Raw genomic sequence first — 21,310 nt, 5'->3', positions numbered from 1 at the left:
CACGGAGATGGGCATGACCGGGGGAGGAGACTGGCAGCACGATCTGTTGCGGGAGCTGGCCGGCGGTTCCTCTGAGGAGGCACCGATCCAGTCCTCTCCCGCCGAGCCCGACGCGGTCCCCGGCTCCCCCGCGCAGCCGGAGACGGCGCCGGCAGCGGTTCCCGAGCCCTCTCCCGCTGCTCCTCCCGTCCCTCGCCAGACCCACGACCCGCAGGCCCCTGCCCCAACTCCGCAATCCCTCCCCACCGTCGACCCCCGTCTCGCCATCGCCCTCGGCCGCCCTCAGCACGGCGACTCGGTCGCACGTCGCGCCGGGCGCTCCCTGAGACAACTCACCGCCTCCGCCGGACAGGAGGTCGCCGAACAGACCCGGTTCGCCCAAGAGTTGCAGCAACCGGTGACGACCGGCCGGGTCATCGCGGTGACCTCGATCCGCGGCGGCGTCGGCAAGTCGACCGTGTCCGCGCTGCTGGGCCGCACCTTCAACCACTACCGGCACGACCCGGTGCTCGCCCTGGAGGCCGACGCGGCGCTCGGCACGCTCCCGGTGCGGCTGGGCGCGGACACGGTGCGCTGGTGCTGCGCGGACCTTGCCCGGATTCTCACCCCATCCATGCGCCTGACCGACGTCACCGGCTACCTGGTGCCGGTGGCCGACGGCGGCTGGCTGCTGCCCGCGGGCCAGGGCCGGGTCGGCGCCCCGCTGGACCTGCGCACCTACATGACGGTGACGACGGCCCTGCGGCGCTATTTCGCGGTGACCGTGGTGGACTGCGAGACCCTGCCCGGTGAGGTGGCGCGCGCCGCGATGGACACCGCCCACGCACGAGTGGTGGTCGCGCCGATGACCGCCGAGGGCGTGCACGGCACCCGACAGGTCCTCGACTGGCTCGGGCACTTGCCGCACTCCGCCCTGGACACCACCGTCGTCACCCTCAGCGCTGCCTCCCCCGACACCACGCTCGACGTGAAATCGGCCGCCGCGCACCTGCGCGAGCCTGGTGTCCCGGTGATCCCGCTGCCCTACGACCGTCATCTCGCCCAAGGAGGCCCCATCCACACCGCCATGCTGGGCCAAGCCACCCGCGACGCGGCCGTCCGCTTGGCGGCCGAGGTGATGCAGCGGGCGGTGCGCGTCCGGTGACCCAGCAGATCGTCCACAGGCCCGCGCGGTCCACCCGCCCGCTCTCCCCTGCCGAGCCGCGCACCATCGAGGCGCCTCCGAACCTGCCCGAGGGCAAGATCGGCAACGCGGCCACCGCGCTGCTGCCCATGGCCGGTGTCCTCAGCTCAGTGGTGCTGATGACCGTCGTCCGCAACAGCCAGTTCGCCGTAATCGGTGCGATCGTGCTGGTCGTGGCCCTGCTTGGGGCGGTGGCCCTGTTCCTGTCCCAGCGGGGCAAGGGGCAGCGCACCCGTCGCGCCCAGCGGGAGCGGTATCTGGAGTATCTGGAGGGGCTGCGCGAGGAGTTGGGCAGAGCCGAGCGGGAGCGGCGGCACGCCGCACGCGAGCTGAATCCGCCGCCCGAGGCGCTGTACGACCTCGTACGCGACCCGGCGCGGCTGTGGGAGCGCCGTCGTCAGGACGCCGACTTCCTGCGGGTGCGGGCGGGCGCGGGAGACGTACCCGCTCAGAAACTTGCGATCGGGCAGAACAGCGCCGGCGGGGTGCTCACCCCGCCCGATCCGTTCATGCTGAACGAGGCCCGCGCGTTGCAGGGCCGCTTCGGCACGATCACGGACTTCCCGCTCACCGTGCCGCTGGACCGGGCCGGGAACGTCAGCATCGTCGGCGACCGGGAAGGTGTGCTCAGGGTCGCCCGCGCCTTGGTGCTCCAGACCGCGGTCACGCATGCGCCCGACGACGTGGCGCTCGCCCTCGCCACGACCGACGAGCCCGAGTGGGCCTGGGCCAAGTGGCTGCCTCACGTCCTCGACACCCAGGTGTACGACGGCCCCGTCGCCGCCCGCCGGATCGCCCCCGACCTGGCCCAGCTGGCCCGCCTGTGCACGCCCGATCTGCGACGGCGCGCCGCATACGCGGCCGAGGTACGCCGCGGCCTGTCCGGCAGGGACGCGCTGCGACTGACCTCGCGCATGCTCGTGGTCAGCGACACCTACGGTGACACCTCGGCCGAGCTTCCCCGCCCGGACTCGGCGATCGGCCTGCCCGACATGGGCGTCACCGTGCTGCATCTGCTTCAGCATCAGGTACACGAGCCGGACCAAGTCAGTGTGCGTATCACCGTCGACGGCGACCGGATCACCGTGGAGGACCTGCGTACGCCCGCCGCCCCGGCCGCCCACGGCACGTCCGACGCCGTGACCAACCCCGGGGCCGAGGGCATCGCCCGCATGCTGGCGCCGCTGCGTCTGTCGGCCGAATCGGTGGACGAGGGCACGCCGGTCTCCGGGCCAGTGGACTTCCCCGCTCTGCTCGGCATCGACGACCCGGCCGCGCTGGACCTCGAGACGCTGTGGGCGCCCCGCGGTGAACGGGACTTCCTTCGCGTCCCCATCGGCCTGACCGACCGCCACGAGCCGGTACTGCTCGATCTGAAGGAGTCCTCCCAACTCGGCATGGGTCCGCACGGGCTGTGCGTGGGCGCCACCGGCTCCGGCAAGAGCGAGCTGCTGCGCACCCTGGTCCTCGCCCTCGCGGTCACCCACTCCCCGGAGGACCTGGCCCTGGTCCTGGTCGACTACAAGGGCGGTGCCACCTTCGCCCCGTTCGCCGAACTCCCGCACGTCGCCGGGGTGATCACCAACCTGGAGAACCAGGCCGGCCTCGTCGAACGCGTCCACGCCAGCCTGGCCGGCGAGGTCAAGCGCCGCCAGCAGGTCCTGAAGGACGCCGGGAACGTAGCCGACATCGGCCAGTACGCGGTGCTGCGGGCCACGAAACGCCAGGACTTGGAACCTCTCCCGCATCTGTTCGTCGTCATCGACGAGTTTGGCGAACTCATCACCGCCAAGCCGGACTTCATCGACCTGTTCCTGTCCATCGGCCGCATCGGCCGCTCCATCGGCGTCCATCTGCTGCTGTCCAGCCAGCGCATCGAGGGCGGCAAGCTCAAGGGCCTGGACACCTACCTGTCGTACCGCCTGGGCCTGCGCACCTTCTCCGCCGACGAGTCCCGCACCGTCCTGGACACCACCGACGCCTTCCACCTGCCGCCCCTGCCCGGCTTCGGCTACCTCAAGGTCGACACCTCCACCTACGCACGCTTCAAGGCCGGGTACGTCTCGGGCGCCTACAACGGTCCGGCCCTGCACAAGGAGCGCGACGACGAGCCGCTCGCCCAGCCCTATCCGACGTACAACACACCGCAGCAGGCCGTGGCCGCGGAGGAGCCCGCCGCCACCAAGCGCGAGACCGGACCGACCGTCCTGTCCGTCATGGTCGGCCAACTCGCCACCGCCGCCCCACCGGTACGGCGCATCTGGCTGCCCCCGCTGCCAGACGCCACCACCCTCGACGCCGCCGCGGGCCCCCTCCACGCTGGCCCGGACGGTCTGCGCCTCGCCCACGGCGACGGACCACTCCGCATCCCGCTCGGCATCCTCGACGACCCGGCCCGCCAGTGGCAGCGGCCCTGGCTGCTGGACCTGACCCTCGCCGGCGGCCATGGGGCGGTCATCGGCGGCCCGCAGTCCGGCAAGACCACCCTGCTGCGCACCCTCGCCCTGTCACTGGCCCTCACCCACACCCCGTACGACGTCGCCGTCTATGGCCTCGACCTCGTCGGCGGCGGCCTGTCTGCCCTGGCCGAGCTGCCACACGTCGGCGGCATCGCCTCCCGCGCCGACCACGAACGCGCCGCCCGTACCGTCGCCGAGGTGCGCACCATGCTCGCCCAGCGCGAGGAACTGTTCCGCGAGCACGGCATCGACTCCATCGACCAGCTCCGCCACCTGCGCGCCCAGGGACGGCTGCCTGAACTCGGCGCCACCGACATCGTGCTGCTCATCGACGGCTTCGGCGCACTGCGCGAGGAGTTCGCCGACCTCGACGACGCCGTGGCCGACCTGCTCAAACGCGGCAGCGGCTACGGCATCCACGTCGTCGCCGGCATGCTGCGCTGGAACGACGTCCGCATCGCCACCCAGTCCATGTTCGGCACCCGCATCGAGCTACGCCTGAACGACCCGGGCGACTCCACCATCGACCGCAAGCTCTCCGAGACCCTGTCCCCCGACAACCCCGGCCGCGCGCTGACCGACGGCAAGCTGTTCGCGCAGGTCGCCCTGCCCCGTATCGACAACCGGCCCGCCACAGGCGACCTGGGCCCGTCCCTGGAGCGCACCGCCCGCACCATCCGCGCCTCCTGGCATGGCGACCTCGCCCCGCCCGTCCGGGTGCTGCCCACTCGGCTGCCCGCCGCCAAACTGCCCACCTCGGTCACCGAACCAGTGAAGGTCCCCCTCGGCGTCGACCAGGACACCCTCGCCCCGGCCCTCCTCGATCTGTTCGGTACCGACCAACACCTGCTGGTCCTCGGCGACAACGAGTGCGGCAAGACCAACCTGCTGAGGCTGATCGCCACCCAGCTCGTCGAGCGGTACGGGGAGACGGAACTCGTCTTCGGCATCTTCGACCCACGCCGCGGCCTGCGCGGCGCGATACCCGAGCCCTACCGCGGCGGCTACGCCCACAACGCCAAGCTCGCCGCCGCCCTGTCCACCGGCATCGCCACCGAACTGGAAAAACGCCTGCCGGAGACGGCCGACCCCGACGCGCCGCTGACCGCCGAACCCTCCTTCACCGGACCGCGGATCGTCATCCTCGTCGACGACTACGACATCCTCACCGCCGCCGGACAGCAACCCCTGGCCCCCTTCTTGCCGTACCTGTCCTCCGCACAGGACATCGGCCTGCACTTCGTGCTCGCCCGCCGCACCGCCGGCGCCTCCCGCGCCCTGTACGAACCGCTGCTGACCGCCCTGCGCGAAACCGGCACCGCCGCGCTCGTCATGACCGGCGAGCGCACCGAGGGCCAGCTCTTCCCCGGCCTGTACGCCTCGCAGCAGCCGCCGGGACGCGGCACACTCGTCCGCCGAGGCCGCCCCCACCAGCTGATCCAGACCGCCCTGACCGCTGAAGAGGCCGACGCAGAGTGACGAAGGACGTCATCGCCCTCACCCCGAAAATGCCGGACCTGCCCACCCTTCTGGCAGGCCTGTACGCCGGCGGCCCCGACCTCGGCGTGAACACGACGGCCGACGGCGCCGTCGTCCAACTCTGCGCCCCCGACGGCCGCCCCCTCGTCTCCGTGGAAGCCCCCATCCTCGTCCAGGTTCCCGGCGAGACCACCCGCCTGCTGGGCCACCCCGTCGGGGAAGGCCCGGTGTGGTGGACCGAGGCCCGCGCCTCCACCGCCATCACCGAGGCCGGACGCCTCGCCGGCTCCTTCGCCGGGCGCCTGGCCACCGTCCTCGACGGCACGGTCTGGCCACCGGAAGCCGCCACCACGGACGTCGTCCCCGTCCCCACCGACGTGTCGGCGATCCCGGTGCCCGCCACCTCCACCCCCGCAGTGGACGTCCTCACCGACTCCACCGCCGTGGTCATCCAGGACCGCCCCCTGGTCGCCATGACCAGCTGGCTCTCCGACGCCCTGCGCACCACGACCGCCACCGACCGCGCCCTGCAGATCGTCACCCCGCCGACGGCACGCCTCACTCTGCCGACCCGCACCGCCCTGCACGGTCTGCCCAACCGCTGGGTCGTCCAGGACCCCGAAGACGGCTATTACGACGGCCTGTCGGGCGCCGTACTCCACTGGAAGAACGGCACCTTCACGCCCGTACACGACGACAACGGCACCACCCGGATCGCCGACGCCTTCACCGCCACCGCCGACTCAGGCGACCGCCAGCTGATCCTCACCCTCCGCACCCGCCACCCCGCCGACGCGGACCTCGTCCTCGGCCGCGCCCTGGAAACCGCCTTCCAGCACCTGACCGGCGCCCCGCCCGCCGGCTGGAGCACCGCCGAACCGGTCAACCTCCCTTGGTCCACCCGTCAGTTGACCGACCTCGCCCGCGCACGCGCACCCCAGCCCACCTGGCTGATCGCCGTCGGACAGCCTGCCCACCCCGCTCTCGCGACCACGCGCGTGCTCCGTACAGCGGCGGGCGTGGAAGAGGACATCACCCTCGCGCTTGGTTACGGCAGGAGCGAGACACCACCCCTGCACGACATCGAGGCTCTCGCAGCCGAGCTCGACGCTGAGCACGGTCTCATCACCCTGTTCACGTCGCTCCGTGCCGCCCGCCGCGACCTCACCGTCCCCGCACGGCTCGACCCCCCTCCGGTCCCTGTGTCCTTCACGCTCGGCCACGACGAGGCCAGTCGCATCGGTTCGCCCCGCGCCGAGCACCCACCACTCGGCCCCACCCCCACGCGGCTCGGCCCCTCGGCCGCACCGGCCCTCCATTACCCCCTGGGGGATGGAACCGACCCCCAGGCCTGGTCTACGTTCCAGCAGCTCACACAGCACTTGAAACAGCAGGCGTAGTCCGACAAGCGCATTCGGAGCTGCGCTCAGGCCCTAGATCGCTTCGGGTACGACTAGAGGCCCTTCCCTCTCGACGTACGCGTGACCCTGCGCGAATCAAGCGGTCACCGATGGTGACCATGGGACTTCCCCACTCTCTACCGAGACACGGGGCAAACCTGCTCTGTTGATGTCCCCGCCCTTCGTGTGACCCTGTTCGGTCTCTTCGCGTGATCTTCTGCGGCGTGTCGTGGTGGCCCGGGAGTGTCGTGGAGAGCCTGCGTGAGCCATGAGTTCACGCGAGAGGAAGAACGAAGTTGGGTTTCGCGGAGAGGCGCGGGAACTACTGGCGCGGCCGATACAAGATCGCGTCTGGCGGGCACAACACAGTTGTCGACGCGAACGGCAGGGCGATTCGCTTCGCCACCAAGGGCGAGGCACAACGGGCGGCGGCCGAGGCCGAGGACAAGTACTGGCGTGGCGACTCGCAGGATCCAGCCCCCGGTCAGGAGAGTTTCGGCGAATACGCGAACCGCTGGTACGAGGCTCAGGACCTGGCCGCCTCGACCATGCAGAACTACGAGCGCCACATCAAGGAGCATCTGCTCCCCGAGTTCGAGGACATCGCGCTGGCCGACATCCTGCGCGCGGACGTCGACCTCTGGGAGAAGAAGGAGAAGGCCGTGTACGCGGCCTCCAGCGTCAGGACCTGGCGCTCGACGCTGCACGTGATCTTCGAGGACGCGGTCGACGAGGGCCTGATCACGTCCAACCCGGCGACCAGGCGGCGAGGGCGCGGCAAGCGCGCCGGTCGCTCCCGCGACCGCGGCCCGGAGAAGGTCATCACCGATGCCCTCGGCATCCTGCTGACCGCCGAGCGGGCCGCACTACTGTCCGGCCGCGACGACGAGTTCGTCGCTGTGGTCCTCAAGGGATACACAGGCATGCGCTGGGGCGAAATCGTCGGTCTGGAGACGGCATTCGCCCGTCCCGGTTCGATCCGCATCGAGTGGCAGCTGTACGAACTCGACACGGGCGAGTTGGTGCGCTGTCCGCCCAAGGACGACAGCTACCGCACCATCGACGTGATGGACTGGCTGTCGGCCCTGGTCGCCAACCACGTCGCCCGCACGAAGCCGAAACCCTGCCCGTGTCACGGCAAGACCTACGTCTTCCGGGGGCAGGGCGCGACCCGGACCGGTAGCCACCAGGGCGCGAAGCTCGTCGACGTCGCGCGCCGCGCCGAAGTCTCCACGGGCACCGTGTCCAACGTCCTCAACCACCCCGACCGGGTCACCGAGGCCATGCGGGTCAGGGTGGAGGAGGCCATCGCGGAACTGGGGTTCGTGCGGGGCGGCGCGGTGTCGGAGCACACTGCCCACTGGCGTCGAAACGGCTTCGCGACGTGGTTGTTCACCCCAGCGGTCTCCGGCTGGTACCCGAAGAAGGCACCTCAGCCGGCCCGCCCCGTACCGCTGCTTGGTGATCCGTGGCCAGGCGTCCCGTCCCGAGGACGCGGCGCCAGTGAGCGGGCCAATGCATGCTGGCTCCCGATCGCCAAGGGCCTCACACCCCACGGCCTCCGCCACACCCACCGGACCGTGATGGAGGACCTCGGCACCGAGAACGTCCTCATGGACCGACGCATGGGCCACTTCGACGGCTCCGTCTCGGCACGCTACGCCCACGTCACTCCTGGCATGCGCAAGCGCCTCATGATCGGGCTGACGAATCAATGGGAGACGGCACTCGACGCCCGCCTTGCGATGAGCCCCAGGTCACCAGTGCGCGTACTCGACGATCTCCTGCGCGCACGCGCGTCCGTGGTCCAATCTCCTCGCCATCGATCCAAACCTAGCTGCCGATCACGATGGCGGGGGCCAGCCCGCAGGTGTTGAGGCACCCTCCAATGTCCGTCGGGTAGGTCTCCGCAGAGCAGCGTGGGCATACGGTTCAATGCTGCTGTACGTCGATCCGCCCCTCGACCCACGGGAAGCGCCGATGGCACTGCAGTCCTGGACCAGCCAGCGGCATCGGACTGCCATCGGAAGGGTGGGACTCTCTGCCCCCGCCCGTCAGGCTGTGCTGGACCTGCAAATGGCCGACGGCGTTCAGGTCCTGGACTATGGCTGTGGGCGTGGTGGCGATGTTCGGGCTCTTGAGCACCTCGGACTTGACGCCTCCGGTTGGGACCCTGTGCACCGTCCGGACGGAGAGCTCAGGTCTTCCGACATCGTGCTCCTCACGTACGTCCTCAACGTCATCGAGAGCCCTGATGAACGGCGCGCAACCCTCGCAAAAGCGTGGGAGCACACGAAGGTTGCTCTCGTTGTTTCTGTCAGACTCCGTTGGGAACGGAACCAGGTCAAAGGCACGGAATACGGCGACGGCATCCTGACGAGCCGCAACACCTTTCAGCACCTCTTCGCCGCGAGCGAGCTACGGGACCTCGTCGAGGACGTGACGGGAGTCCGCGGCCTCTCGGCAGCCCCTGGCATCGTTTACGCCTTCAGGAGTGACGAAGCACGCCTCGCGTATCTCGCTCGTCAGGTCACGCCGGACGCCGCCTGGCTTGCTTCCGATGACACCGCTTCTGCGATCGCTGCCGTTGTGGACCATCTCGAGCAGCGCGGCCGGCTCCCGCAGTTGGAAGAGATGCCGCAACCTGTCATGGGACTCCTTCGCCACATGCGGCCGCAGGAACTCAGGAAGCTCGCCGAGCAGGCTGCGGATCCTTTGAAGGTTGAGGCCGGAGCCAAGCGCTCAGCTCTCGACACCCTGCTCTTCCTCGCAGTCGAGCTCTTCCACGGCCGCGGTCCGGCTAGCAGCCTCCCGATCCCTGTCCAATTGGACATCCGGGCCTTCTTCTCGTCCTACACAGAGGCATGCCAGCGGGCCGATCGACTCCTCTTCAAACTGCGCGACGACGCGTACGTGCGCCGCGCCATGAACGGGTCGGTAGCTGGCAAGTTCACGGCCACAGCCTTGTATGTGCATCGCAGGGCGATGTCCAGGATCCCGACCATCCTGCGGCTGTACGAACAGTGCGCGAGCATCGCTGCTGGCCGTCCGCCCACGTGGTCCGTCGTCAAGCTCCGCCACCAGGGCCGTGGTGTGAGCTGGCTCGATTACCCCGAGTTCGACTCAGATCCCCATCCCCGGCTCTCATCCTCCTACTCGGTTGACTTGAAAACCCTGAAGTCGTCCTTCATGTCATACGCAGACTCAACGAACCGGCCTCTATTGCACCGCAAGCACGAGTTCCTTGCCCCGGACGATCCAGATGTCCCCAAGTACCAGCGGCTGACCGAGGCCGAGGTCCGCGCTGGCTTGTACGAGCATCCACACCTCATCGGCAACGAAGAGGGATGGGAACGAGAACTCGCGCGCACCGGCCGATCGCTCCGGGGGCACCGGTTGGTCCGTCGCTCTGAGAGCTGACCAATTAGCTCGGAGAAGGGCATGTCTCTGATCGTCACCGCAGAGACCAACCATGGGGACGCCGCTCCACGGCATCCCATCTGCCGTCGTCCGGAGTGCTGGAGGACGAACCGATCGTCCGGCCTCCAGCAACTCTGGTCTTCTAGGGATCAGGTCATGCACCACCCGGAGTCGCAATCACCATCACCGGCGTCCTCGGCTTCCTCCTTCGTGCCGCACGCTGGTATGGCCTCAGCGAGGGGACGGCCATACCGCGTTAGGTACGCGGCGTCCCGGCCGAGTGCTGCTCGTCGCTCGTTGATCGCCTCTTCCAGCCGGACGGCCGCGCTAAAGAGTTCCGGCTCGTCCCTCCGCTGGCGACGCCAGCCATCAACGGTACGAAAGGGGCAGAAGAAGCAGGCGCTCTTCGGTGGGACCGGAAGTCCCGCATCTTCGATGATGCGCTCGCAGTCGCTTCTACGCAGTTGAAGATCGAGGAGGGGGTACTCGATCCGCTCGTGCGACTCAGAGCGCCGACGGTTGGCCCTGTGGATTTCATCCAGCGATATGCCGATTGCCACAGTGGCTGGAGTGAGCGCTGTGGCCCCGTGCTCGCGCAGCCAGCGGCCCACGACCTTGATTTTGAAGTCGGCGGTGCAGGATCGACGCCCCGGGGCTCCATTGGCCATACGGATAGGAATCGGGATCGACCGGATGTCCGGCCTGTTCAGCCTTTGCATCAGCGTCTCGGTAGAACCGTCCCGACGGCGTCGCATCAGTTGCTGCATGTCGAGGCCGGCGCGCGTGGCGTACGGCAGGGCTACTTCGCGCACGTAAGCCAAGGTCGAAGGGTGTTCGCTGTCGTCGCCCACATTCGCGAACAGGAAGGTCGGATAGTCGATCTCTCGCCGAGCCGCGAGAACCAACAGGGCCGTCGACTGGACGCCACCGCCGTACGAGACGACCTTCATGCGGCGATCTCCCAGCCGGGTAGGTCCTTCATTTGACGTTGCAGGCCATGGAGTCGAACGTCCGACATGCGGGCTCCGATCAGTCGAGAGGGAGGGAATCTTCTATAGACGGAGCCACTCCCATCAACTGTTTATTCCAACCTGGGTAGCACGGTACGCCTGTCGCGATGCACCGGTCGAAGGACCCGCCTGCCAGCCGCTCTTACTAGGGCTTCTGACGCAGGGGTCGGATCACGACTGAGTGGCCCTGAGCGAAGACGGCAGCGAGGAAACTCGCGGCTTCGCCGGCTTGTTCTCTGGTGAACGTCCGAGCTCCGGGCAGTGACTGTTCCCGGGGACGAGTTACCTGGGACGCGCTTCGACGTCCTCGAGGCTTCTGCAAACCACGCGCTCCCGCGCGCAGGCGCTCTACCTCTACTTGCACCACGTGACGGCCACGGGCAGTCGCGTCCGCCAGAACGGTGTCGATGAGCCACAGGGGCGATCCGGACAACTCATAGTCAGATGCCGCGATCTGCTTGCGGTGACGCCATCGGGAGATCGCCTGCTTGTCTTGACCGAGGATCTTGGCCACTTCCAGGATCCCTACGATGACCGGGAGTTGCTCCCCTGGGACGGCGCGATATCCGCCGGGGATGCTGGCTTCGTACTCAGCCAGACGTTGCTCCGTGACCTCCCGGGAGCCGTCGTGGCTGAGCTGAAGCACCGTGGTCAGGAGCCAGTATGGGTTTCCTGAGATCACCAGATCGGGTTCTGCCAGCGTCCCGTCGACCTTCCACTTCTGCGAGGTCTGGCGTTCCACTCCGTACAGGGCTGCGATCTCGGCGTGCCCCAGTAGATACGGCTTGCGAACCGCCACCATGCACAGCACCTTTTCGATCATCGTGGCAGGCGAAGGCCCCGAGGAAGCGTACGAGATCCGCTAAAGATATCGCTCACCCAACTAACGCGGCCGATCCCGGCGCCCCACGCACACGGTCGCATTGGTGGCCGGGGAACACCGGACGCGTCCACCGGCCCGCCAAAGGGTCTCCGGTAGCCAGCGTGCCCCCTGGTTGGACCCGCCTTGATGTCGACTCGAGAGTCAATCGGTCCGGATGCGGAGGCTCCGCACCAGGGTGGGATCACCAGCGTCGCGGGGACGAGGTGTAGCCCGAGGAGGGCGCTGGTGGTGGCGTTTGCACCGGAGAGGAGGGGCGGGACCAATGAGCTCGCGGTCAGCGACATTGCCGTCCACACACGAGGCGCTTGGCGGGGCGAGCGCTACAACGAAGAAGAGCGACGGCAATGACGCTGCCCACGACCGATAAGGCTCCTCGCTGGCCAGGCCACCGCCTCCAACGGCAGTGTCACCTTCGTCGCTCTCGCCGCCGAGGCCGGCGTCCACCGCATGGCCCTGCTCAAACGACACATCGACCTGAAGAACGAGTCTTACAGCGGCTAGCACAATGAGGTGTGTCAGGCCTGGTGGCCGCGTCTATGACGGGAGTTGAGCGTTCAGCCGGCTGTGGGGGGCATCGCCATGGATCGTGCCAGATGAGTTGTGGGACCGCCTGGAGCCGCTGCTGTCACAGCGGCCTCACAGGTCAGGTATCCAGGGCGGAAGCCGTGCCGGACCGGGAGGTACTGTCCGTCGCTGCTGACACGGCCCCCGACCGGCTCGCCGATCCGCACGACCCGGGGTCCGCAGCCGTGACCCGATCGCGTCTACCGTCCCGGAGATCCGCCACCTACTCGCCGCGGTGTCCACCCCACCGCTCGCATCCACGGCAGGCTGCTGCACTGGTCCATCTGGCGCAGACGCCACCAGGCAACGGCCCGTCTCAGTCACTACCGACGACGGTTGCTCGACGAAGTTGCTGGATATGCCACGAAACCGGACTGGAGTACTAGATGATGTTCTTGCTGAGGTCGGTGGCGCGACGCTTGCCTCGTATGCCACATCTCATCTGAGCGAACCTGCTGGACGAAAACGGGACTACGCATGCCTACGCAGGCCAAAGAAATATTCGAGGCGCAGAGCAAGAGTTGCCGCGAGCTGCTGTCTGACAACGGCCTGGGCCTCTACCTACCGCCCTACCAGCGTCCGTACGGCTGGGGCAAGGACAAGGTCGAAAAATTGCTCGACGACACACTGCATGGCCTCAAAAATCTAGGTAAGGCGCCGGACAGCTTCACCTTTTTGGGTACCGTCATCACCATCCATGATGTCAATCACGTCACGGTGAAGCCAATCGTCAAGTCCGAGGTCCCGTCCAAGGTCCTTACCGTGATCGATGGGCAGCAGCGCTTGTCGAGCCTTCTTATTCTGCTGGTCGGCCTGCACAACCTCATTCGTCAGCGTGCATGGAAGGTCTTCAAGGGCAAGACGCCGGATCCGACCGACAGCGCTCGGACTCACCTCTACTCGGAAACGAGCGACATCCTTCAGATGCTTGGGGCGGCGTTCTACGAGCGAAAGAACTTCGGATCTACGCCGATCTACCCGCGCCTCATTCGAGCCTTCGTGGATCAGTGGGCCAGGGACGAGAAGCTCAAGCAGTATGAGTCGCCGATCGCCAACCTTATCTACCAGTACTCATTGCTAGCCGATAGCGAGCTGGCAACTTCTAAGCCGACGGACTACAGGCCGACGGCTCGACAGAATGCGGGTGAAGGTGAAGGCGACCTCATCAAGAGGTTCAACGAGATCCGTATGGGGTTGACCAAGCTGTCGCAGCGAAAGTCCATCGAGGAGCTGGAGGATCTGCCGCCGCTAGCAACCCTTGCCACCAACACCGAGTTTCAGCGTGCGCTCTTCAACCACGAACTCGACCCCGAGCTCTGCGCTTGGTTGGAGGAGTTGCAAGAAGAGCCCGAGGCTGAGCTGATGCGACTCGTTATGTTTGCCGCCTATGGCTTGAACCGCATCGCTCTGACGGTCGTGCAAGGCAAGGACGAGGACTACGCCTTCACGATCTTCGAGTCGTTGAATACCACGGGCGAGCCTCTGACCGCCTTCGAGACCTTCCTCCCTCGGGTGGTAATGGCAGAGAAGATCCAGGACTACCAGGACTCGGACGCACACGCGTACATGAAGGCGGTTCAGGGCTACCTGGACCGTTTCGACGTCGGAGACAAGCTTCAGAACGCAACTCGAGATCTGCTGGTCACTTTCGCGTTGGCAGAGACGGGGGAGAAGCTCTCCAAGCGCCTCCCGGATCAGCGGGTCTACATGCGCGATACCTTTGAGCGCCACAAGGACTCGGCCGATGATCGAAGCGCGTACTTGCGTCACCTACGCGACACTGCGGCCTTTGTCGGGAATGCCTGGGAGCCCGCGAACAACTCTCCTCGCGCGCTACCCGGGCTAGAAGCGACCGCCATGACAGACACCGTGAAGTTGTGTCTGGCCTTCCTCAATTCACTCAATCACACCATTGCCATCGCGCCGCTCGTGCGTTTCTACTCCGAGGCTGTCCACGCGGACGAAGGGGAGGCGAGGGAAAAGCGCATTGCCGAGTTCGAGAAGGCGATCAAGGCAATCACTGCCTTCACAGTCTTCTGGCGAGCAACCCGCCGCGGCACGGGCAACATCGACAGCCAGTACCGGGCGGTCATGGCCGGGACGGACTCGCTCACAGGCATTGGTCCGCTCGCTCGCCAGTGGGCAACGCCCAGTGCATCGAAGCCTGATCCGATCGTCGACGCCGAGGCGCTGAAGAAGGAACTTGCGGCGCGCTTGTCGCACCCTAAGCACGGCGCCATCCCAAACTTGCCCTCGTTCCTGGCAGATGCTTCTGCGCTGCCGCTCTACAAAATTGCCCGCCCGCTGACGCGTTTCCTTCTTCTGGCTGCATATCACGACACAATTGAAGATCCGGAGAATCCGGGGCTGATCATCCAAGGCAAGACGGGGGTCGCCTCGTGCTTCACCGCAGACGGTTGGGCGGACGAGAAACACCTCACGATCGAACACATCGCGCCACAGCAGGCCACGAGTGGATGGGATCAGAAGTTTTACAGCGAGAAGGAGACCGTCCACAAGCTGGGCAATCTGGTCCTGGCACCCGGTGCTGCCAATACGTCCCTCAGCTCGCGGCCTTGGACCGAGAAGAAGGTCCTGTATGCGGCACTCGGTGCCCCGACGGCCGACGACGCCAAGTCGATCCTCAACAGTTCTGGCTTTACGTTCGCGCAGACGACTGAAGATCTAGCGGCCATGTCGCGCTACCTCCCGCACCTGCGAGCACTGGGTCAGCGTGAGGACGAATGGAATCCGACGTTCATGGATCAGCGTGCTGACGTCCTCCTACGCCTGGCCTACACACGACTCAAGGGCTGGCTCGGCCTGGAGCTGTCTGACTCCAGCAGCGATCCGGTGGTCAAGGTCGATGATGCGGAGATCGAGAACGATGAGCTCGACGAGAGTGGGGATGCCGGGGGAGCTGTTGCAACGGCGTAACGCCACGAGACAGTTGGGCGGCACTACGACCTAGATTCCGTGCGGGACTCCCCCGCTCGTATTCCAGTCTGGCTTCGCCATCTTGCGGCGGTTCCCGGCTGGGAACGGGTACGGCTACGGGTTCGCGTGGACTCAGTCCTGTTTGCGCTGCCAGAGCAGCATCATGCTGGCGCGTATTTGCGCAGGTGCAGCGACGCGGTCGAAAGGCTGAGCAGCCCGGTTCACCCGCCGGCCTGCAGAGTGAACAGTTAGGACTTGCAAGGGAAGCGTCCAAAGGGTGCGGGCCGCAGCCATCGGGCTGCGGCCCGCACTCGAAGCCGGGGTCAGTTACACCGTGCCAATCCGGCGCTACATCGGCGGTTTTCCTCAGAGATGGCAAACCGCGCAGGCAGCATCGTCATCGTCGTCGTCCAGAGCGTTAGACAGAATCTCCAGCAACGGACGGTTCGGCTTCTGTCGCTTAGCCGCACGCTCAAGTGCCGCTTGATGCTTGGCTTCGATCTCCTCGCGCCTCTCTATCAACTCGTCGAGAGATTCGCCCTGCGACCAGGTGTACTTGCGGCCTTGCATGGCGGTGTCTTGGTGCTTGACCTTGTTCTCGTAGGCTATGGCCCTCTCGAAGAGCTCTGGATGCCGGTCCTTAAGCCCAACCCACTCGTGCTTGCGCTGGAAGAAGCAGAAGTAACAGCCGGATCGAGTGCGCCACTCGTAGTAGTCCGGGAGGCCGATGCCGGCCTCTTCGAGGATCCGGTCCACTCCCTCGCGATCAATGCCGTCCTCACGGAAAGGGAATACTGCGGTGATATTCGGTTTGGTGCTGACGTAGCCCAACCGGTTCTCGTCCGCCCGGATGGCTACGTACGAGATGGCCTCGTCGTCGCCGATCCATTCTTCAAGTGGCTTGATCTTCAAATTCTTTGTGCACCAGCGCATTTGAGGACTGGGCAGTGTCCCCTGGTAAACCTCAAGCCAGTGATCGAAGTCCCGGGAGGAGTTGAGTCGCTCAATCGGCTTGCCGAGGGCGCCTTCGAGGCGGTTGAGGTACTCGTACGTCTCCGGAAGCTCGGCGCCGGTGTCACAGAAGAAGTACTCCATCTCTGGTACGCGATCTCGCATGTAGATCGCCAGAGACGAGGAGTCCTTGCCTCCCGAAATCCCGAGTACATGGCGCTTCTTGCTGTTGGAGCCGTCGGCGTCGGTCACAGCTGCTCCTCCTTCTCGGATGCGTCGCTGTCCTGCCCGGACAGGTGCTCGGCCAGGGCGGCAAGCAGGATGCGCGCGCCGTCGGGGCCCAGTGCTTCCTCAGCTTGCCTGATGACACTGACAACGAGCTTGTCCGCGGCATTCCGCGACTTCTTCGGGACGTGGATGAGCGTGCGCTCCTCCGTTCCCTGGGGAGTGGTGAGGGTCAGCAGATGAGTGTCGATCTGTCGCTGCTTCGGCCTGCTGCGCTTGCCGCTCTCCTTGGCGGCCTCGTCGACCGGCTCCTCCTCCACGGCGTCGTACAGGTGGCTCACGCGATCCAGCGCGCGCGCCCTGTCCCGCACGACGCGAGGGAAGGCATCCACGTCACGGTCGGTCCAGTCACCGAGGGCCTGGTTGACGAGTTGGACGACGACGGTCCCAAGCCAGTCGTCATCGGGAAGCATTTCGTTGAGTACCCGGGTCACGAAGCCATGGAGGCTGACTTCGAGCGACGCGTCGGCGAAGCCACGCATACGCTCAGCCAGACCGGCCCGCAGCTCACCGATACTCGATGCGGAGAGTCGAAACTCCCGAGCCAACGTCTCCACCACGTGCTGAGCCAAGTTCGCGCTAGCGTCCGCGAGTTCGTTCAGCGAGGCAGTGAGGCGTGCAACGTATGCCTCTGCTGCATCAGAGTCCTTCCGCGTGCCCGGGGTGATCTTCTCGAAGCCGAGTGCCTCGGGGAGCTCTTCGAAGACCAGCCGATCCGGGTCGGTCGCTTCGGACAGCACCTTACGGACCACGGCGGCGTAATCGCTGAGCCGACGAGTCTTCTTTGAATACTCGTCTAGCTCCCACATCGGTTCCAGCAACCCGCGAGTGACCGCAAGTAGTGCCGGATTCCGGTTTGCTCTGCTCCGAGGGATATCGACGCCGAGTGACGTCACCAGCTTGTCGAGAACAAGACTGCGCTGGCCTCGATCAGCCGGAGTCACCTTCACAGTGAAACGCTCTGGATTGACATTCAGGCGCTCAATGATGGGGGCGGTGAGGCGCGGGCAATAGTTGCCTTCTTCGAAGAGGGCCACGTCGTTGCCCCGCAGAACGAGCGCGGCGACCACCAGGATCGGGACGACGCCGGCCTTGACGCCGTACGGAGGCGCCATCAGGCGCTCGTAGATCTCTACAAGGTTGGTTGACTCCGTAGCTTCACTCAAAGCCTCCTCAAGCGCCTCCCACACAGGCATGACGCTCGCGTTCGTGGCAGCGTCCGGGCGGGACATCCCGTGCGTGTGGATACTGCCTTCAGAGTTCTGGCCGCCGGTGACCTCGCCAGCGGCGCGGTGCAGTCCGAGGTGCTCAACGACTCCGTCATACAGAGCGCGTTCTGCCGGGAACGTGTCCTGGGGCCAGCCAAGCAGCGGCAGCCCGGTCTTCTCGATCATTGACGTGAGGACTTTGCGGCGTGTCCGAGCAGCATTGCTCGTCAGCTGGTGCCGTCCGACCATCTCGTTTCGGACGTGCGGGGTCTGGTGGTAGACCACATTGCACGCTTCGGATACGAGCCCCGCGTAACTGCGGGCGTTGAGCTGTTGGGCGGGGTCGCCATCGGTGTCCTCGCCGCTCTTCCACAGGTACCAGCTCGACTCATCGCTTCCCGGGCGGAACGCCTCTGCGAGCATGGCCGTAATACGCTGGGAGAACTCACCGGCCCGTTCGCTAATCTCCCGCCGGGCGACGTGGTCCAAGTCCTCATCACTCATGAGGTCCTGGAGCGCCACAAGGGTGTTCCCGACATCCAGCACAGTTTGGGGGTTCTTCGTCACACCGACGACGACCGGAAGCGGTGAGTCGACCCGAGGGGTGCTCTTCAAGTCGCCGAAGTGGAAGACAAGCACCCCGTCGGCCGCGTCCTGCACGACCTTGGGGCCCCGCAGCTTCTCGGTCTGATGGCTGACGGCAGTCACGAAGTGCCGCTGCATGCCTGTGAGCTGGCTGTGCGCGCCAGCCGCGACCGCGTTCGGGAGGACATTCGTCCCGAGGTGCTTATTGAAATAGCGCACAACGTCATCGGGCTGCAGTTGGGTGGCGATCTCACGCACCCGGGCGTCGATATCGACATCAGTGCCCTGCCAGATCCGGTACTCGTCGCTGTACGACCGGTGTACGACGAGTCCGTCCTCCACCAGCTTGGCCAGACGCTTCTTCAGCTGGTCGAACCGCTTGGCGTCGGTGGCGTCGATCGGATCGTTCAGAGCGAACTGGATCATGGCTGGCGTAGCGCGCAGCAAACCGTCGGCGTCGATGAGGTTGAGTACGCCGATCGCCTTGAGTAGCTCCTGATCAGCTTCGGGGAGCCCGTGGGCTTCTTCAAGGCGGGCATTGATCTCCAGCCACCGGCTTGACTTAGAGGAGGCGAGGATCGTGGTACGCCCTGCAGAAAAGAAGAAATCGTACAGCTGGGGGATGCGGATAGTTGAAGCGCGCTTCGGTGCCTCGTCCGCACAGGTGTCGAGAGTGCGCCGCACGGTGAACGGTTCGTCGTTGACGAGGAAGCCGCTGAGACTCCGGTCGTTCTGGCCGATCTGCGCTGCCATGAGGGGAGCTGCCACGGCGGTGAGAGGGTGCAACGGATACAGGTTGGCGAACGACTCAGCCGAGATGTCGACGACCGAGTGCAGCGACCGCTCCCGCCAGATACCAAAGGCCGCTTGAGCCTGAGCCTCGATCAGCTTGCGCCCCTGCTCCGGGACCGCAGAGTGCGCCAGCTTCCGCTGAAGGAGGTACACCGCGTCGCCAAGGTTGGGGGCAAAGGTGACGTCCTCGAAGCGCCCTTGGATCTTGGCCCACTCCTGCGTCTGGACGGTACTGGATCGGGAGGCGTAGTCCGAGAAGGCCAGGTGCTGCAGGGTGAACATGAAGAGCGGCAGCCCCTTGGCGCCGGCGCCCTTCTCCGCTAGCAGTTGCAGCAGGAAGACGTCGCTATCGGTCTGAGTTCCCTCTCCGCTGGAGACCAGATACTCCAGCGTCTTGCCAAACTCGTCGATGATCAGCAGGAGCGGCGCCTTGCCGCACAGCGTAGTGACCGCGTTCAGCAGAGAGTCAGTCGTCGGGGCGGATGTCTCCGCGCAGGCCGCCATGACAGTGGAGACGTCGTTCGGGACGCGCTTCTTCCACTTGCGCTCCACCGCGGTCTGCAGGGCGCGGTGGATGGTGACTGCCAGTGGCTCCCTACGTGCAGTGGTGACAGCTCCCAGGAAACCGTCTGCCGCGAGCGCCTGACGGTTCTCGGCGATCTCCTGGGCCAGAGCTGCGTTGGTCGCAGCGACCGCCTCGTAAGCGTGGGTTCTGCGCTGGGGGTCGTGGCCAAGGAGGGCGTCGATCAAGTTGGAGAGGGTCGACTTGCCGGAGCCGTAAGGACCGGTGAAGGACCAGGCGCGAGTGCGCTTTAGATCGCCTAGGGCGTTACCCACACGGTCGAGAACGTCGAGAGCGCGTACACCGACGTACGGAGAGTGGAGGTCCTGGGCTCGGACGTCGCGTTCCAGGTTAGTGGAACGAAACTCCGTACCGACGAAGCTGATCCCAGAGGGGATCTGGACATCCGCGCCCTGCCCCTTGGTGCCGGAAGATGGCTTTGTGGCCGTGGTCACGCGAACTCCTGGATCATCTCGGGCTGGTGGGGGATCTGTCCCTGCGCGGCTTCAACGTCGACTGTTGTCTTCTTCAGGCCAGGGTTCTGCCGCGCCCACTCCGCGGGAGTCGGGAAACCGTCGCGCTCACGAACACGGCCGTACTGCTCGTCGAGGATGTCCCAGGCGATGGTCTCCGGGTTGTCCGAAAAGCGGAGGCTTCGCTGCCCAAGCGACTCCACGATCTCCAGCTGTGGGTGGTTCTCGACGAAGGCTTCAATCGACCTGGCGAGCTCCGGCTCACGCATACGGAATGCGCGACCGGGGGCACCTGGCTCGCTGGCGAGGCGAGCCAGGGAGATGGAGTCTGGCTTGCGGCTGAAACGGGCCGCGTAGTCGAGGCAGGTGTGAACGAGGACGCTCGGCGGCAGGTTCGGACGGATGCCGCTGGTGAACCGGTATGTACGCTCCTTTCCACGGCCGCCCTGGAACTCCAGAAGCCCAAGCTCACGGAAGGGGCAGAGAAGGGAGTCCTCGAAGCTGCCTGGTGAGAGGGGGTTCGCATCGGGGTCCGGCGCGTACATCTTGATGAAGCACTCGGCGTCTCGGCTGATCGACTCGGGTGCCGGCCACTTTTCACGCTTGAAGCTGTTGTGCACTTCGCGTGTGATGAAGGTGGTCATCTCCTCGACCGTGACGCGCGCCAGCGGTGCGAGGTGGAACATCACGTACCAACTCGGGACGAGGCACTTGGCTTCTTCATCTCCGGAGACAAGCCACCAATGCAGCAGCCACAGGCTGCCGGTGTCCTCGAGGTACGGGTCGGCTCCGTCCTCGTCCAGCAGCCACCGGGCACGCCATGTCGGGGCGGCTGCAAGAGACCGTGCCTGCGGTGTGGGCTGGTACTCATGGGTGAGCTTGAACGCCTGCGACCAATAGCGCATCGAGTAGACCATGTTCTTACCCACACCCAGGCGCACAAGCGCATCCGGAGCGTGGAAGAGCATCTCGTCGTTCTTGACCTGCAGGTATGCCTTGTGCAGCCAGCCGAAGCGCGGGGGAAAGCTCTCGTGCCTGTTGAATTTCGGTGCGACGACGTCGGTGGGGAGGCGGCCTTCTGGCATTGCGGTCGTACCCTTCAGTTCAATATGAGTGCGA

12 protein-coding genes are annotated in these 21,310 nt (G+C 66.0%); 6 read left to right on the top strand and 6 right to left on the bottom strand.

The window, feature by feature from the left end:
- The first annotated feature begins 7 nt into the window (after positions 1-7).
- The 5 genes from ACIBU0_RS08725 (at position 8) to ACIBU0_RS08705 (ending at position 9,941) form a co-directional block, all read left to right on the top strand.
- On the top strand, positions 8-1,144 hold the full coding sequence (locus tag ACIBU0_RS08725; protein ID WP_398813689.1) for a hypothetical protein: 1,137 nt from the start codon (positions 8-10) through the stop codon (positions 1,142-1,144).
- On the top strand, positions 1,141-5,121 hold the full coding sequence (gene eccCb, locus ACIBU0_RS08720; RefSeq protein ID WP_398813686.1) for a type VII secretion protein EccCb: 3,981 nt from the start codon (positions 1,141-1,143) through the stop codon (positions 5,119-5,121). Before ACIBU0_RS08725 ends, eccCb begins: the two co-directional genes overlap by 4 nt.
- On the top strand, positions 5,118-6,521 hold the full coding sequence (locus tag ACIBU0_RS08715) for a DUF6177 family protein (RefSeq protein ID WP_398813683.1): 1,404 nt from the start codon (positions 5,118-5,120) through the stop codon (positions 6,519-6,521). Before eccCb ends, ACIBU0_RS08715 begins: the two co-directional genes overlap by 4 nt.
- 296 nt (positions 6,522-6,817) lie before the next feature.
- Positions 6,818-8,398 (top strand): LacI family DNA-binding transcriptional regulator, encoded by a 1,581-nt coding sequence (locus ACIBU0_RS08710; protein WP_398813680.1) that lies wholly within the window; start codon positions 6,818-6,820, stop codon positions 8,396-8,398.
- A 58-nt stretch (positions 8,399-8,456) separates the two neighbouring features.
- Entirely contained in the window at positions 8,457-9,941 is a 1,485-nt protein-coding gene (locus tag ACIBU0_RS08705; RefSeq protein ID WP_398813677.1) for a DNA phosphorothioation-associated putative methyltransferase, read from the top strand.
- Between the two features lie 149 nt (positions 9,942-10,090).
- On the opposite strand, the gene ACIBU0_RS08700 is transcribed toward ACIBU0_RS08705, so the two are convergent.
- From ACIBU0_RS08700 to ACIBU0_RS08690, 3 genes are all read right to left on the bottom strand, one after another.
- A complete protein-coding gene (locus ACIBU0_RS08700; RefSeq protein ID WP_398813674.1) occupies positions 10,091-10,891 on the bottom strand; it encodes a phosphoadenosine phosphosulfate reductase in 801 nt (266 codons plus the stop codon).
- Positions 10,892-11,096: 205 nt separating this feature from the next.
- Positions 11,097-11,774, bottom strand: a complete 678-nt coding sequence (locus ACIBU0_RS08695) for a hypothetical protein (RefSeq protein ID WP_398813672.1) — start codon at positions 11,772-11,774, stop codon at positions 11,097-11,099.
- Positions 11,771-12,130, bottom strand: coding sequence for a hypothetical protein (locus ACIBU0_RS08690; protein ID WP_398813669.1), 360 nt, complete (start codon positions 12,128-12,130; stop codon positions 11,771-11,773). The genes ACIBU0_RS08695 and ACIBU0_RS08690 overlap by 4 nt, the downstream gene beginning before the upstream one ends.
- 745 nt (positions 12,131-12,875) lie before the next feature.
- On the opposite strand from ACIBU0_RS08690, the gene ACIBU0_RS08685 reads away from it, so the two are divergent.
- Positions 12,876-15,335, top strand: a complete 2,460-nt coding sequence (locus ACIBU0_RS08685) for a DUF262 domain-containing protein (protein WP_398813666.1) — start codon at positions 12,876-12,878, stop codon at positions 15,333-15,335.
- A 366-nt stretch (positions 15,336-15,701) separates the two neighbouring features.
- Here the strand turns inward: ACIBU0_RS08685 and ACIBU0_RS08680 are convergent, their stop codons facing one another.
- From ACIBU0_RS08680 to ACIBU0_RS08670, 3 genes are read right to left on the bottom strand one after another with little or no spacing between them, the layout of a single operon-like run.
- Positions 15,702-16,538: a phosphoadenosine phosphosulfate reductase family protein gene (locus ACIBU0_RS08680; protein ID WP_398813663.1), complete on the bottom strand. Its 837-nt coding sequence runs from the start codon at positions 16,536-16,538 to the stop codon at positions 15,702-15,704.
- Positions 16,535-20,173, bottom strand: coding sequence for an ATP-binding protein (locus tag ACIBU0_RS08675; protein WP_398813660.1), 3,639 nt, complete (start codon positions 20,171-20,173; stop codon positions 16,535-16,537). Before ACIBU0_RS08675 ends, ACIBU0_RS08680 begins: the two co-directional genes overlap by 4 nt.
- Complete coding sequence (locus ACIBU0_RS08670; protein WP_398813657.1) at positions 20,170-21,276, bottom strand: DUF4007 family protein; 1,107 nt, start codon at positions 21,274-21,276, stop codon at positions 20,170-20,172. The genes ACIBU0_RS08675 and ACIBU0_RS08670 overlap by 4 nt, the downstream gene beginning before the upstream one ends.
- Positions 21,277-21,310: the final 34 nt, after the last annotated feature.

This window comes from Streptomyces sp. NPDC049627 (assembly GCF_044465645.1).
Classification (GTDB): Bacteria; Actinomycetota; Actinomycetes; order Streptomycetales; family Streptomycetaceae; genus Streptomyces.
The sequence above is the reverse complement of the archived record's forward strand: the minus strand, read 5'-3'. Positions and strand labels throughout refer to the sequence as shown.